The organism is Mycobacterium europaeum (assembly GCF_002102155.1).
Lineage (GTDB): Bacteria > Actinomycetota > Actinomycetes > Mycobacteriales > Mycobacteriaceae > Mycobacterium > Mycobacterium europaeum.
The window spans coordinates 38,601-52,389 of the sequence record NZ_LQOU01000028.1; the positions used below are offsets into that span (position 1 = coordinate 38,601).

Here is a 13,789-nt window from a genome sequence, read left to right on the forward strand (position 1 = left end):
ACCAGTCCCTGCAGGCGGGAAGCCTCAGGTGGCCGCGCGGTAGGCGGCCAGCGTGTCCGCCACGGTTTCCCGGGGATCCCGGTAGGTGATGCCGAGTTCGCGTTCACTGGGTGAGTCGTCGGACGCCGGCATCTGCGTGTAGTACTGCATGCCCGCCCAGGTGAACGGCGTCTCGAACGGGAGGAAGCGGCCGGCCGCGTCCAGCACCGCCCCCGCCACGCGCAGCGCGGTGTCGGGGATCGGGACGGACACCATGGGCGTCCCGGCAACCTCGCCGAGCATGGCCGCCAGCTCGGCCGCCGGCACCCGGTGGCCACCGGCGGTGTAGCGGCGCGGGCCGCGCCTGGGCTCCAGGAGCGCCGCGTGCAGCGCGGCCAGATCGCGGACGTCGACGATCAGCCACGCCGCACTGCGGCCCGGGATCGCGTGCATCTGCACGGCGGCCCGCACGCCCTCACCGGCCTCGCCGAACTGGTCGCCGGCCGGCGGGCCGAGCACCATGCCGGGATAGGTGATGTTCACCGGCGCACCCGCGTCCTGCAGTCCGCGGGCATAGATCTCGACCTGCGCCTTGGACGTGCCGTACCCGTCGGCCCCGCCGACCACCGGCAGGTCCGCGCTCAGCGTCTCGAGGCTCGGGTGGAACAGCGCGGTGAAGCTGGAGACGTGAATGATGGGATCCAGGCCCAGCTCGACCGACTGACCGAGGACGTTCTGCGCGCCCTGCATGTTGGTGGTGAGCATCTCCGTCGTCTGGCGCGGATCGGTGGCAACCAGGGCGGCGCTGTGCACGACGGCCTCGCATCCCTCCAACGCCTTGCGCACCGCCATCCGGTCGGTGATGTCGGCGACGGCGAATTCGGACACGTCCACGCCCAGCTTGGCCACCGACCTCTCCAGCTTGTCGGGGTTGCGCACCAGAAACCGGATGGAGTGTCCCGCGTCGGCGATGGCCTTGGCCGTCCATCCGCCGACGAATCCCGTACCGCCTGTGATCAGAACGCGCATGCTGCGATCTTTGCAGGACCGTCGGGCCTACAGATGACTGGAGGCGAAGTTGGCGGCCTGTCCGGTCATGCCGTTGACGCCGTAGGACACGTGGGCGGCAAAGTCGTTGCCACTGCCGGTGCTGCAGACCGGATCGCCCTGGGCGCACAGCTCCAGGGTCTTGGGCTGATACAGCGGGCCGATGGCGAGCGGCGGTGCGTGGTACTTCTGCAGGAAGTCACCCGACGGTGTCCCGAACAGGGTCACCGCGGCGACGTGATTCGCGACGTCGGGCGGCATCGGAGGCGGCACGGCCGACGCCGGCACCCCCGGCGGTACGGCCGCCGAGGTGACGTACCCGGCCAGGGCCGCGCCCTGCGAATACCCGCCGAGCACCTCGCGGGTGTTGGGGCAGTTCTTGGCGGTGGCCTCGACGTGCGCACTGGCGTCACGGATGCCGTCGATGACCGTTTGCGGGAAATTGGGGTTCGAAAAGTCGGTGCTGGCGGGGTAGTTGACCGGGTACACGCCCAGCGATCGCGAGCCGATCTGCGGGCGCAGCGCTTCCACGAACGACCCGCCGATGCCGCCGATGCCGGGCGGCTCGCCCGACCCGCGGGCGAACACGACCTCCACATCGGGACACGGGTCCGCGGATGCCGACGGGCTCGGCGCGCTGGAGACCAGCCCGCCGGCCACCAACGCCGCCAGTCCGACGAGCGCCGGCAGCCGGCGCAGCGTGGCGATTCTGCTCACTTCTTGAAGGCGTCTTTCACCTTTTCGCCGGCGTCCTTCAGGCTGGACTTCGCCTGGTCCGCCCTGCCCTCGTCGCGGGTTTCGTGGTCCCCGGTGGCCTTGCCGATGGCCTCCTTGGCCCGCCCGCCCAGGTCCTCGATCTTGTTTTTCAGCTTGTCCTCGTTACTCATGCCGGTGTGGCTACCCAGCAACGGGAGCTGTTGAAACCCGGCCCTGTCATGATGGAGCTTGTGAGCGCCGCGATCGTGGTGGCAGTGGTGGTGGGGCTGATGCTGCTCGGCATCGGCATGGTGGTCAACCAGCTGCTCCGGCTGCGCCGGTATCTGAAGGAGTCGCCGCCGGGGCCACCGCCCCCGCCCGAGTCCCCGGACCCGCCCCGCTAGGGGCCGGCCACCCCTACAACCGGGCGGCAACGAAGTCGGCGGCTTGCGTCGTCATCCCGGACTGCACATACGAGGCGTGAGCGAAGATGTTGATGTTGGAGCCATCGGAGCACGCCGGGTCGCCGGCGGCGCACATGTCGACGGTCTTCGCGGCGTATGGCGGGCCGATCGGCGGGAACACGGCGCCCGACAAGCGATTCGCGAGTGCGCTCGTCGGATTGCCGAAGACGGCGATCGCCGCGACGTGGTCGGCCGCCTGGGCTGGCATGGCCGGTGTGGCCAAATCGATCACTCCGGCGCCCTGCGAAAACCCGCCGAGCACCATTCGGGTGTGGGGGCAGCGACCGATCATGTCCTGCACGTGGGCAACCAGGTTGTCGGCACCGCTCTGGGCGCTCGCGGCGAAGGCCTCGGTCGCGGGGTAGTCGACCGGGTAGACACCCATCGACCGCCCGGAGAGCTGGGAGCCGAGGGCGTCGATGAACGCCTGGCCCACATTGCCGACACCCGGGGGCTGGCCGGTGCCCCGGGCGAACGCCACCTCGACGGCGGGGCACGGATCGGCATGAGCGGCGGGGATGTCGAGCGGCCCGCCCAACCCGGCCGACGTCAGCGCGAGCGCGGCGCCAAGCACGCGAAAGATGTGGTGTGCACTCACCGCTTCATGCTGACATAGGCGTTCCCACGCGGCAGTGTCAACGGAAGATCGGCGTAGGTGACGATGCCCGGCGCCGCGGCGACCACGGCCGGAATCGCGTTGATCGCCGGCATCGCCGTCATGATGTGCCCGAGGTCCATGAACTCCTCGATCGTCGTGGCCTCGAAGTAGGGCGGTGGCAGGAAGCCGACCTTGGTGGTGACCGTCGGCTGTCCGTCGATCTGGATGACCCAGCCGTCCTGTTCGATCTTCCAGTCGGGTTCGAGCGTCTGGCCCTTGCGCCACCGGACATTCAGGTCGATCAGCGTGGTGTCGCCGACGATGCCCTGCCAGCTGATGTACACCCCGGCCACGCATCCCGCGGGGATGGTCCACGACGCCATCTCCAGATCGGCCGTGGTCTGGGCGAACTCGGCCACGCACCTGACCTCGTCGAGCTCGACGCCCAGCGCGTCGCCCACCAGGCGGACGGCCTCGCCGAAGATGGCCGTCCCCTTCGCCGCCATCGCCTGCAGCTCCGGGTGGTCGATCGGCTGTCCGAAGCCCACCGGCCTCTCGGTCTCCGGCGAGTCGTAGAACGTGGTGTCGGCGGCCTCGTTGACCGTGACCTTGTCGATGCGGTTGCACACCATCGCCGACACGATGGCCAGCAACTCGGCGAAACCCGGGCTCACCCCCGAGCCGAAGATGGTGGCGCCGCCCTGCTCGCAGGCCTGGGCGAGCTTTTCGCGCCCGGCGCCGAGATTCCCCCCGGTGATGAACGACGCGGTCGTCACCACGTTCACGCCCGCGGACAGGATGCGGACCAGCTCGTCGACGTCGATCCACATCGGGTTGTAGACCACGCAGTCGGGTTTCAACGCGAGCAGCGCGTCGACGTCATTGGTGGCCGCCACGCCCAGCGGCGCGATCCCGACGAGTTCGCCGGCGTCGCGGCCGACCTTCTCCGCCGACCACGCGAAGCAGCCCACCAGTTCCAGGGTGGGGTTGGCGACGATCGACTTCAGCGAGCTCTTGCCGACGTTGCCGGTGTTCCACTGAACCACTCGATAGGTGTTTGGCACTCGCTCAGCATAGGGAATCGTGGCGGTCGTTAGTAGGCGGATTCGGCGCCAGAATTTCGGCGAGGTAGGCGTCGCCGGCCGGCCGGCCGGTCCGGCCGCGCCCGCGCCCGGCGCCGCACGCGTTCGGGGGGCTTCGGCCGATTCCGTCGTCTCGGCCCCGACGGGCACCGACATCGCCGGCCAATCGTGGTTTCCGGGGTTCCTCGGCGTTTCCGCTGCGGATGCGCTGCCTGCGGCCTGGTGTTCGAGGACCTCGAACGCTGCCGATCCCAAATTCCGCGGCGCCGAGCCGGTAGGCTGCGTCGGGGTCGGCGCCGAGGAAGGGAGACCGCGATGCTGAGCGTGAAGTGGCTGGAAAGGCCTGAGGCGCATGACTTTCCGGCGGCGACCGACTACCTCACCATGCTCGCGGACGCGAACACCGTCAAGAAGGTGCTCAAGAAGCTGAAGGCCGGAACGGTCACACATCGAAAGGCCAAAGACATCCTGCGCGCGGCGCAGCTGGCACTGCTGCCCCCCGACAATCCCCACGTCGCAGCCGACCTGACCAAAATCGAGAAGGGCCAACCGCTCTCGCCCATCCTGCTGGTGCGCGGGGACTTCGCGACCGGTGTCCCGCTACAGATCGCCGACGGCTACCACCGCGTGTGCGCGAGCTATCACACCGACGAGAACACCGACATTCCGGTCGTCATCGCGGCCGTGAGCCGCTGACCCGGGGAGGCGACCATGATCGACATCAAAACCGTGGGAAGCGTTCAGGTGCTGACCCTGTCATCGGGTCCCGTCAACGCCCAGGACGTGGAGCTGCTCGACGAGCTGACCTTGGCGGTGCGTGACCTGGAGCGTTCGGACGCCGGCGCGCTGGTCGTCACCGGAGCCGGCCGGGCGTTCAGCGCGGGCGTCGACCTCAACCGCGTGGTCGAGGGTGGCTCCGGCTACACCGATCGGCTCGTCCCGGCGCTGTCCGCGGCGTTCGAGGCGATGTTCGCCTACCCGGGCCCGACCGTCGCGGCGATCAACGGCGCCGCCATCGCGGGCGGATGCGTGCTGGCGTGCGCCTGCGACCGCCGCCTGATCCTCCCGGAGGCGCAGATCGGGGCGGCCGAGGTGCGGGTCGGGGTGCCCTTCCCGGTCGCCGCGCTGGAGGTCATGCGCTACGCCTGCGGCGATCAGGCCGAGGAAGTGCTGCTGGGCGGCCGCACCTATCGGGCGGCCGAGGCCGTGGCCCGCGGGCTCGCGCATCGGGTGGTCGCCGACGATCTCCTCGGGGAGGCCGTGGCGGAGGCGTCGGATCTCGGCGGCATCCCGGCCGGCGCATACCGCCAGACCAAAACCCAGCTGCGGGCGCCGACGATGGCGCGGATCCGCGAGGGCCGGGGCATCGACGACGAGGTGCGCCAGATGTGGGGCGCCGACGAGACGCTGCGGCGCATCGCCGCCTACGTGGAGCGGCTGCGGCGACGCGGCTGATCAGTCCTCGTCGACGGCTTCTTCGACGGCCACGCCGCCCCGGGTGCGCCGCCGCCGCATCCGATGCGAGCCCTTGCCCGTCGGGCGGCGGTTGCGCAACCTGGCCTGGTCCGCTTCCGCGTCCTCGGTCTCCCCGGTGGACTCGGCGGGCTCTTGCTCCGTAGCGTCCGCGCCCCCGGCCTTGACGGTCTCGGCCTCCTCCGGCGCGCCGGCCTCTTCGGCCTCTTCGGTCTCTTCAGCCTCTTCGGCCTCTTCGGTCTCCGGTTCCTCGGCGGCCTCGGCGTCGCTGTCTTCCTCGGCGTCGGCCTCTTTGCGGCGCCGACGCTCCTTGGGCTTCTTCGCCTTGATCGGTTTCGGCGGCGGCGGGGGCAACTCGGCGACGAACGACAGGTAGAACGCGAAGAACCCGAGCAGCGCGATCGCGGCGGCCGCGCCGTAGATCGCGAACAGATATTGGCCGGCCGCGTCCAGGCTCAGCCAGATCTCGCTGATCGCCGTGCCGATGATGAGCACGCCCGCCAGCACGTGGCACACGATCGAGGCGACCCGCAGGTTCAGGGCCAGCTGCGGCGTCCCCAGCTCCGGCTTGCGCACCCGCAACAGGTTGAACACCACCGGCAACGCGGCCAGCGCGATCAGCGCACCCGTCGTGATCCGCAGCGCCGTCCCCAACGTATGGGTGGTGTCACCCATCAGCTCCGGCCAGCGGGGTAACACGAAGAAGAAGTAGAGGGCGCCGCCGGCGAGGGAGAACAGCAGGTGCCACGGCACGGCGATCTTGCGCCCCATACCCCTCCTCATGCTGGTCAGTTCACGCCAGCCTAAAGGCGGCCAACCCGAATACATACCAATTCGTGCACGTCCGCATGGCGGACCAGTTGCGGAGGATGCGGGATTTGAACCCGCGAGGGCTGTTAACCCAACCCGCGTTCCAGGCGAGCGCCATAGGCCACTAGGCGAATCCTCCGTGGCCATGGTAACCGAGGCCGCCGTCGCCGCCGCCACGCGCTCGGCGGCTCCCTCGGTCCGGGTATTACACTCGCGGTGGACCCCGCGCGGCGTCTATCCTGTGAACTCCCCCAGGGCCGGAAGGCAGCAAGGGTCAATGGGCTCTGTCGGGTGCGCGGGGTCCCCTATGTTTGATGAGTGGCGACCCGCTGCGCCCGGCTTCGCCGCGCTTGCGATCGCCACTATGAGCAGCGAAAGGGCCCGTGGTGTCTTTCGATTCCCTCAGCCCCGAAGAGTTGGCGGCCCTGCACGCGCACAACCAGCAGGACTACGCGAACCTGCAGGCCAAGAAGCTGGCCCTCGACCTGACCCGCGGCAAACCCGCGCCCGAGCAGCTCGACTTGTCCAACCAGTTGCTGAGCCTGCCCGGTGACGACTATCGCGACAGCGAGGGCACCGACACGCGTAACTACGGCGGCCTGCACGGCCTGCCCGAGCTGCGGGCCATCTTCGGCGAGCTGCTCGGCATCGGAGTGCCCAACCTGATCGCCGGCAACAACTCCAGCCTGGAGCTGATGCACGACCTCGTCGCCTTCTCGATGCTGTACGGCGGCGTCGACTCGCAGCGGCCCTGGAAGGACGAACCGGCCGTCAAGTTCCTGTGCCCGGTTCCCGGCTATGACCGGCACTTCGCCATCACCGAGACGATGGGCATCGAGATGATCCCCGTCCCGATGCTGCCCGACGGCCCCGACGTCGACCTGATCGAGGAGTTGGTGGCCGTCGATCCCGCCATCAAGGGCATGTGGTCGGTGCCGGTGTTCGGCAACCCCACCGGGATCACCTACTCGTGGGAAACGGTGCGTCGGCTGGTGCAGATGCGGACGGCGGCGCCCGACTTCCGGCTGTTCTGGGACAACGCGTATGCGGTGCACACCCTGACGCACGAGTTCACCCACCAGGTCGACGTGCTGGGGCTGGCGGCCAAGGCCGGCAACCCCAACCGGCCCTATGTGTTCGCGTCCACCTCCAAGATCACCTTCGCCGGCGCGGGCGTGAGCTTCCTGGGCGGCTCCCTGGGCAACATCGCGTGGTACCTGCAGTACGCGGGGAAGAAGTCGATCGGCCCGGACAAGGTCAACCAGCTGCGACACCTGCGCTTCTTCCGCGACGCCGACGGGGTGCGCCTGCACATGCTGCGCCACCAGCAGATCCTGGCGCCCAAATTCGAGCTGGCGCTGGACATCCTGGACAAGCGGCTGAGCGACTCCAAGATCGCGTCGTGGACCGAACCGCAGGGCGGTTACTTCATCAGCCTCGACGTGTTGCCGGGGACGGCGCGCCGGACCGTGGCGCTGGCCAAGGACGCGGGCATCGCCGTGACCGAGGCGGGAGCGTCGTTCCCCTACCGAAAAGATCCGGAGGACAAGAACATCCGGATCGCGCCCACCTTCCCGTCGCTGCCCGACCTGCGCGACGCGGTCGACGGGCTGGCCACCTGCGCGCTGCTGGCGGCGTCGGAGTCGTTGCTGGTCTCCGCCGCACCCAGTGTGAGCTGAGGGCGACGACGCGCGGGCGAGCCCGCGCCGGATTCACACTGAAAGTCACTGATGCACACTCGATGCCAGCCGAGCTCTAGTCGGACTACGCCGGTAGCCTGCTGAGCGTGGCCCTCTACCGCAAGTACCGACCGGCAACCTTCGCCGAGGTGGTGGGCCAGGAGCACGTCACCGAACCGCTGTCGATCGCCCTGGAAGCCGGCCGCATCAACCACGCCTACCTGTTCTCCGGTCCCCGCGGCTGCGGGAAGACGTCGTCGGCGCGCATCCTGGCCCGGTCGCTGAACTGCGCCCAGGGGCCGACGGCCACCCCGTGCGGGGTCTGTGAATCCTGCACGGCGCTGGCGCCGAACGCCCCCGGCAGCATCGACGTGGTGGAGCTGGACGCGGCCAGCCACGGCGGCGTGGACGACACGCGGGAGCTGCGGGACCGCGCGTTCTACGCGCCGGCGCAGTCGCGCTACCGGGTGTTCATCATCGACGAGGCGCACATGGTGACCACCGCGGGGTTCAACGCGCTGCTCAAGATCGTGGAGGAGCCACCCGAGCACCTCATCTTCATCTTCGCCACCACCGAGCCGGAGAAGGTGCTGCCGACGATCCGTTCGCGCACCCACCACTACCCGTTCCGGCTGCTGCCGCCGAAGACCATGCGGGCGTTGATCGGGCGGATCTGCGAGCAGGAGGGCGTCGCGGTCGACGACGCGGTGTTCCCCCTGGTGATCCGGGCCGGTGGCGGCTCCCCGCGCGACACCCTGTCGGTGCTCGATCAGCTGCTGGCGGGCGCCGAGGGCGCGCACGTGACATACCCGCGGGCGCTCGGCCTGCTCGGTGCCACCGACGTCGCGCTGATCGACGACGCCGTGGACGCCCTCGCCGCAGGGGATGCCGCAGCACTGTTCGGTGCGGTGGAGTCGGTGATCGATGCCGGCCATGACCCGCGGCGCTTCGCCACCGACCTGCTGGAGCGGTTCCGCGATCTGCTCGTGCTGCAAGCGGTGCCGGACGCGGTCAGCCGCGGCGTGGTGGACGCGCCGGAGGACGTGCTGGACCGGATGCGGGACCAGGCGAGCCGCCTCGGGCCGGCCACCCTGACCCGCTACGCCGAGGTCGTGCAGGCGGGGCTCGGCGAGATGCGCGGCGCGACGGCCCCCCGCCTGCTGCTCGAAGTCGTCTGCGCGCGGCTGCTACTGCCCTCGGCCAGCGAGACCGAGTCGGCCCTGTTGCAGCGCGTCGAGCGGATCGAGACCCGGCTCGACATGTCCATTCCCGCCTCGGAGGCGGCCGCCGCGCACCCGCCGCACCCGGCGGTGGCCGCACCCGCGCGGCCCCGCAGGGAGCCGGCCCCGCCCAAGGAACACGTCCCGCCCCGGTCCGCTCCGCCCGTTCCCAAGCCGGAGTCTGTCCCGGAACCGGTCCCGGTGCCGCCGGCCCCCGAGCCGGCCCCCGCGCCTATCGCCGAGCCGGCCGCCGCGCCCGGCGAACTCAACGCCGCCGCCGTGCGATCCATGTGGCCCACGGTGCGCGACAAGGTGCGCCAGCGCAGCCGCACCACCGAGGTCATGCTGGCGGGTGCCACCGTCCGCGCGCTCGAGGAGAACACGCTGGTGTTGACGCATTCGTCGGCGCCGCTGGCCAAGCGGCTGTGCGAACAGCGCAACGCCGACGTCATCGCCGAGGCGCTCAAGGACGCGCTGGGCGTCAACTGGCGGGTGCGGTGCGAGGTGGGCGCGGCCGTGCCGGTCGAATCAGCCCCGCCGCCCACGAGGGTCGAAGAGCCGGCGCCCGAGGTGGCCCGACGCGACGACGAAGAGGAACACATGCTCGCCGAGGCCGGCCGCGCGGAGTCGTCGGGGCCGCGGCGCGACCCCGAGGAGGTCGCGCTCGAGCTGCTACAGAACGAGCTGGGTGCGCGCCGGATCGACAACGCCTGAGCCCGGGCCTCGGCGCCAGAGGGCTAGGGCGTCCACCACGGCCGCAGCGGCAGCCGGTCGACGCCCCGGGCGTCGACGTTGGCCGCCAGCACGTGGTGCAGCTGCAGGTTGTTCTGCTCGAACGCCACCCGAGAGGCCGCCATGTACAGGCCCCACACCTTGGCGGTGGCCAGCCCGACCTCGCCGACCGCGTCGTCCCAGTGCTCGACCAGGTTGCGGCACCAGTCCCGCAGCGTCATCGCGTAGTGCTGCCGGAAGTTCTCCTCGTGCAGCACCTCGAAGCCGACGTCCTGGACGTCGGTGATGATGCGGCCCGAGCCGGTGAGCTCCCCGTCGGGGAAGACGTACCGATCAGTGAAGCCACCCGCGAACGAGGTCGACTTGTTGTCGTGGCGGGTGATGCAGTGGTTCAGCAGGAGGCCGCCGGTGCGCAGCCTCGACTTCAGGAAACCGAAGTAGGCCGGGTAGTTCTTGACGCCGATGTGCTCGGTCAGCCCGATGGAGGACACGGCGTCGAACCCGCGCTCGCCGATGTCGCGGTAGTCCGAATGCCGGACCTCGGCAAGGTCCGTCAGCCCTTCGTCCTCGATCGCGCGCTGCGCCCACTTCGCCTGCTCGCTCGACAGGGTGGCGCCGATCACCCGGACCCCGCGGCGCGCGGCGAAGCGCACCATGCCACCCCAGCCACAGCCGACGTCGAGCAGCCGGTCGCCCGGCTGCAGCCTCAGCTTCTCGAAGACCAGCCGGTACTTGTTCTGCTGGGCCTCTTCCAGCGTCGCGTCGGCGTGGGGATAGGCGGCGCACGTGTAGGTCATCGACGGGCCGAGCACCCATTCGTAGAACGTGTTGGACACGTCGTAGTGGTGGTGGATGGCCTCGGCGTCGCGCGTCTTGGTGTGCATGAGCCCGTCGGCGATCCGCCGCCACCGCGGCGGGGTCTCCTGCGGCGGCGGGGCGATCGGCACCAGCCGCTCCAGGCCCATCGAACGCACCACGTGGGCGAGCACCCGCGCGGGCGGCCGCTTGAACTGGACGCGGTCGGTCAGCGTCTTGAGGAGTTCGTAGGGGTCACCGGGGTGGACGCCGTACAGGTCCAGGTCGCCCGCCACGTATGCGCGGGCGAGGCCGAGCTCCCCGGGAGCGGTGGCCAGGTAGGTGGCGCCGCGCGGGGTCCGAAGGTCCAGGCCCAGTTCGGCGTCCTTGCTGCCCGCGGTGCTGCCGTCGTAGGCGGTGAACTTCAACGGATGCCGCCCGGTCGCGGCGAAGACCTCCAGGATCTCCGCCATGCTCATTTTTCGGGCCGGGGCGCGGTGGGGTTCTTTGGTGGTCGTCATCGCCGCTGTACCGCCTTTGCGTAGAGGTCGAGGAGACGGGAATCGGGATCATAGGTTTTCTTGACGGTGTTGTAGGCCTCGCCGCCGTACAACTCGTCGAATTCCTCGCGGGTGTAGTAGGAGTCGGAATACAGCGACTTGTGACCGTCGAGTTCGCTCACCTTCGCTTCGATCGCGCGGTTGGTTCCCCCTTCGGTGGTGCCCGCCGGCACCGAGGACCAAAACCCGACATTGACATACGTGTGGTCGGGCCGCATCGGATACAGCGGCCAGCCTTCGTCGTCGCGCAGGCGCAGCGGACACAGCCAGATCGGGGTGATGGGCACGTTGCCCAGGAACCACTCCAGGAAGTCGCAGGTCCGCTCGACCGGCACCTCGACATCCTGGACCACCCGCTCACGCGGGGGCCGGCCGTTGCGCTTCTCGATCCGGTCCGCGATACCGAAGCGCTGGTCCATGGCGACGAGCTTGGAGTAGACGCTGCTGCGCCGGTAGCGCCGCGGCCACCACCGCCGTAGCCGGGGGTTCTGCACGCCGAAGGCGCGCGAGCACCAGAACCAGTCCGTGTCCCAGCGCCAGAGGTAGTCGTGGATGGTCAGCCGGTCGTCCTTGGTGGCTTCCACCCCCGCGGAGTCGTGCCGGATCGACTGGTAGTAGATGTCCTTGCCGGTGTAGTCGCTGACCGGGCCGGGGGTGGTGGTTCGCCGGCCCACGCAGAGGTAACTTTCGTCGGCGCTGAACACCACCCCGTCGAGATAGTCCACCGGGGTGCCGCCCTGCCCGCCGGTGTCGATGATGCGTTCCATCGCCGCGACCAGCGCCGGCAGCGAGCGGAACCGGACGTGCCGCAACGCCACGAACGGCGCGACGGGCTCCAGCTCGATCCGCAGCCGGGTTGAATAGCCAAGCGTCCCATAGGAATTCGGGAAGGCGCGGAAGAGGTCGGGGTGCTGGGTGCGCGACGCGGTGAGCAAATCGCCGGCGCCGGTGAGGATGTCCATCTCCAGCACCGATTCGTGGGGCAGGCCGTTGCGAAACGACGCCGACTCGATACCCAGGCCGCTGACGGCGCCGCCGAGGGTAATGGTCTTCAGTTGCGGGACGACGAGCGGCGAAAGGCCGTAAGGCAACGTCGCGTCGACCAGATCCTCGTAGGTGCACATGCCGGCCACGTCCGCGGTGCGAGATTCGGGATCGACGCTCAGCACGCCGGTCAGCCCGGACGTGTCCAGGCCCGGGGCGTCGCGTTTAGTGCGGGCGCGGAACAGGTTTGACGTCGGTTTGGCGAGCCGGACGGCGGACGTCGCGGGGATGGATCGATAACTCGCCATCAACCGGTCAACGCCCGACTTGTGCGCCGAGAGTGCAGATCCAGGGACAGGCACCACATATACCCTAGTCTTCGACCACAGCCCGTGCACCCGCGCGCGGGCGGCATAACTTCAGGAGTTTGTCTTGGGACAGGTGAGTGCTGCCAGCACAATTCTGGTCAACGCGGAGCCGGCCGCCACCCTGGCGGCCGTCGCGGACTATCAAAAGATGCGCCCGAAGATTCTGTCCCCTCAGTACAGCGACTACCAGGTGCTGCAGGGCGGCCAGGGCGCGGGCACGGTGGCGAAATGGAAGCTGCAGGCGACCAAATCCCGCGTCCGCGACGTGCAGGTCGACGTCGACGTCGCCGGCCACTCCGTCATCGAGAAGGACGCGAACTCGTCGATGATCATCAACTGGACGGTGGCCCCCGCCGGGCCCGGGTCCAGCGTCACCGTGAAGACCACCTGGACCGGCGCGGGCGGCGTCAAGGGGTTCTTCGAGAAGACGTTTGCGCCGTTGGGGCTGAAGAGGATTCAGGGCGAGGTGCTGGCCAACCTGAAGAACGAATTGGAGGGCTCGGCCTAGCTAGCGCGCCTGGCCCTGGGAGGCCAGGAAGCCCGCCACGCCGCGGACCATCGCGTCGGCGTACTTCTGCCGGCCCTCCGCCGACTCCATCAGCGCCGAATCCGCGGGGTTCTTCATGTTGCCGCACTCGACCAGGATGGACGGGTACTGCGCCAGGTTCAGGCCGGCCAGGTCCGAGCGCCCGTAGAGACCGTTCTGGCCGATGTAGTTGGCCGGCGGGATCCCGGAGGCCTGCATCTGGTCGCGCATGATCCGCGCGTACTGCACCGACGGCCCGGCCTGCACCTGGTTGAGGGGCGGGGCCGAGTAGTTGACGTGGAAGCCCCGGCCCGACGCCGGCCCGCCGTCGGCGTGGATGCTCAGGACCGCGTTCGGGTGCAGCGCGTTGGCCATGTTGGCGCGCTCGTCGACGCACGGGCCCAGCCCGGTGTCGTTCCCGCGCGCCAGGGCGGTCCGGACGCCCAGGGCGTTCAACTCCTGGCGGACCCGCAGCGCGGTGTCCCAGGTGAAGGTGTGTTCCTGGTAGCCGCTGTTGGTCGAGGTCCCGCTCGCCTGGCAGTCCTTGGTGCCGCCGCGGCCGGTGGGCACCTGACGGCTGATCGATGCGTCGTTGGAGCCGTTGTGGCCGGGATCGATGAAGACCACCATCCCGGCGATGTTGGAGGGGGCACCCCACGCGGCCGGGGTGATCGCCGTCGAAGCGGCGACCAGCACACCGATGATCAACCTGACGCCGACACGCCTGCTCACTCGTAGGTCCACGGCGCAAAGGTAGCCTCGCGCGGTCTACGCTG

General features: G+C 69.6%; 15 protein-coding genes, 1 tRNA gene and 1 other RNA gene. 7 read left to right on the forward strand and 10 right to left on the reverse strand.

Annotation, left to right across the window (positions count from 1 at the left end; genetic code table 11):
* Positions 1–24: 24 nt before the first annotated feature.
* The 3 genes from AWC03_RS14245 to AWC03_RS14255 are packed head-to-tail and all read right to left on the reverse strand — an operon-like array spanning position 25 to position 1,913.
* Entirely contained in the window at positions 25–1,008 is a 984-nt protein-coding gene (locus AWC03_RS14245) for an SDR family NAD(P)-dependent oxidoreductase (RefSeq protein WP_085241270.1), read from the reverse strand.
* 27 nt (positions 1,009–1,035) lie between these two features.
* The gene (locus AWC03_RS14250) at positions 1,036–1,716 is read right to left on the reverse strand and encodes a cutinase family protein (protein ID WP_085241444.1); all 681 of its coding nucleotides are present in this window, start codon (positions 1,714–1,716) and stop codon (positions 1,036–1,038) included.
* 23 nt (positions 1,717–1,739) lie between these two features.
* Complete coding sequence (locus AWC03_RS14255; protein WP_055403166.1) at positions 1,740–1,913, reverse strand: CsbD family protein; 174 nt, start codon at positions 1,911–1,913, stop codon at positions 1,740–1,742.
* A 60-nt stretch (positions 1,914–1,973) separates the two neighbouring features.
* On the opposite strand from AWC03_RS14255, the gene AWC03_RS26955 reads away from it, so the two are divergent.
* Positions 1,974–2,126: a hypothetical protein gene (locus AWC03_RS26955; protein ID WP_167542613.1), complete on the forward strand. Its 153-nt coding sequence runs from the start codon at positions 1,974–1,976 to the stop codon at positions 2,124–2,126.
* A 13-nt stretch (positions 2,127–2,139) separates the two neighbouring features.
* Here the strand turns inward: AWC03_RS26955 and AWC03_RS27475 are convergent, their stop codons facing one another.
* Complete coding sequence (locus tag AWC03_RS27475) at positions 2,140–2,784, reverse strand: cutinase family protein (RefSeq protein ID WP_169716525.1); 645 nt, start codon at positions 2,782–2,784, stop codon at positions 2,140–2,142.
* Positions 2,781–3,848 carry an NAD(P)H-dependent amine dehydrogenase family protein gene (locus AWC03_RS27480; protein WP_167542638.1) on the reverse strand — a complete coding sequence of 356 codons (1,068 nt, stop codon included), beginning with the start codon at positions 3,846–3,848 and terminating at the stop codon, positions 2,781–2,783. Before AWC03_RS27480 ends, AWC03_RS27475 begins: the two co-directional genes overlap by 4 nt.
* Before the next feature lie 333 nt (positions 3,849–4,181).
* On the opposite strand from AWC03_RS27480, the gene AWC03_RS14265 reads away from it, so the two are divergent.
* Together AWC03_RS14265 and AWC03_RS14270 are read left to right on the forward strand one after the other, a co-directional pair.
* The gene (locus AWC03_RS14265) at positions 4,182–4,562 is read left to right on the forward strand and encodes a hypothetical protein (RefSeq protein WP_085241272.1); all 381 of its coding nucleotides are present in this window, start codon (positions 4,182–4,184) and stop codon (positions 4,560–4,562) included.
* A gap of 15 nt (positions 4,563–4,577) precedes the next feature.
* Complete coding sequence (locus AWC03_RS14270) at positions 4,578–5,321, forward strand: enoyl-CoA hydratase/isomerase family protein (protein ID WP_085241273.1); 744 nt, start codon at positions 4,578–4,580, stop codon at positions 5,319–5,321.
* Here AWC03_RS14270 and lucA read toward each other — a convergent pair whose 3' ends face one another.
* The gene (gene lucA, locus AWC03_RS14275; RefSeq protein ID WP_085241275.1) at positions 5,322–6,110 is read right to left on the reverse strand and encodes a lipid uptake coordinator LucA; all 789 of its coding nucleotides are present in this window, start codon (positions 6,108–6,110) and stop codon (positions 5,322–5,324) included.
* Positions 6,111–6,202: 92 nt separating this feature from the next.
* A tRNA-Ser gene (locus tag AWC03_RS14280) sits at positions 6,203–6,288 on the reverse strand.
* Between the two features lie 75 nt (positions 6,289–6,363).
* Here AWC03_RS14280 and ffs point away from each other — a divergent pair.
* The 3 genes from ffs to AWC03_RS14295 all read left to right on the forward strand — a co-directional run bounded on the left by ffs (position 6,364) and on the right by AWC03_RS14295 (position 9,762).
* Positions 6,364–6,460, forward strand: an RNA gene (ffs, locus tag AWC03_RS14285) — signal recognition particle sRNA small type.
* A 75-nt stretch (positions 6,461–6,535) separates the two neighbouring features.
* The gene (locus tag AWC03_RS14290; RefSeq protein ID WP_142278391.1) at positions 6,536–7,828 is read left to right on the forward strand and encodes an aspartate aminotransferase type Ic; all 1,293 of its coding nucleotides are present in this window, start codon (positions 6,536–6,538) and stop codon (positions 7,826–7,828) included.
* A gap of 107 nt (positions 7,829–7,935) precedes the next feature.
* Positions 7,936–9,762, forward strand: a complete 1,827-nt coding sequence (locus AWC03_RS14295; protein ID WP_085241277.1) for a DNA polymerase III subunits gamma/tau — start codon at positions 7,936–7,938, stop codon at positions 9,760–9,762.
* Between the two features lie 23 nt (positions 9,763–9,785).
* On the opposite strand, the gene AWC03_RS14300 is transcribed toward AWC03_RS14295, so the two are convergent.
* Entirely contained in the window at positions 9,786–11,096 is a 1,311-nt protein-coding gene (locus AWC03_RS14300) for a class I SAM-dependent methyltransferase (RefSeq protein WP_208859303.1), read from the reverse strand.
* The gene (locus tag AWC03_RS14305) at positions 11,093–12,484 is read right to left on the reverse strand and encodes an FAD-binding oxidoreductase (RefSeq protein WP_085241279.1); all 1,392 of its coding nucleotides are present in this window, start codon (positions 12,482–12,484) and stop codon (positions 11,093–11,095) included. Before AWC03_RS14305 ends, AWC03_RS14300 begins: the two co-directional genes overlap by 4 nt.
* A gap of 67 nt (positions 12,485–12,551) precedes the next feature.
* On the opposite strand from AWC03_RS14305, the gene AWC03_RS14310 reads away from it, so the two are divergent.
* Complete coding sequence (locus AWC03_RS14310) at positions 12,552–12,995, forward strand: SRPBCC family protein (RefSeq protein WP_085241280.1); 444 nt, start codon at positions 12,552–12,554, stop codon at positions 12,993–12,995.
* Here the strand turns inward: AWC03_RS14310 and AWC03_RS14315 are convergent, their stop codons facing one another.
* Positions 12,996–13,757 (reverse strand): Rv3717 family N-acetylmuramoyl-L-alanine amidase, encoded by a 762-nt coding sequence (locus AWC03_RS14315; RefSeq protein ID WP_085241282.1) that lies wholly within the window; start codon positions 13,755–13,757, stop codon positions 12,996–12,998.
* Between the last annotated feature and the right edge of the window lie 32 nt (positions 13,758–13,789).

Coding starts and splice junctions, on each gene's coding strand:
- AWC03_RS14245 (WP_085241270.1), bottom strand. CDS start 1,008: ATGCGCGTTCTGATCACAGGCGGTACGGGATTCGTCGGCGGATGGACG.
- AWC03_RS14300 (WP_208859303.1), bottom strand. CDS start 11,096: ATGACGACCACCAAAGAACCCCACCGCGCCCCGGCCCGAAAAATGAGC.
- AWC03_RS14270 (WP_085241273.1), top strand. CDS start 4,578: ATGATCGACATCAAAACCGTGGGAAGCGTTCAGGTGCTGACCCTGTCA.
- AWC03_RS14255 (WP_055403166.1), bottom strand. CDS start 1,913: ATGAGTAACGAGGACAAGCTGAAAAACAAGATCGAGGACCTGGGCGGG.
- AWC03_RS14265 (WP_085241272.1), top strand. CDS start 4,182: ATGCTGAGCGTGAAGTGGCTGGAAAGGCCTGAGGCGCATGACTTTCCG.
- lucA (WP_085241275.1), bottom strand. CDS start 6,110: ATGGGGCGCAAGATCGCCGTGCCGTGGCACCTGCTGTTCTCCCTCGCC.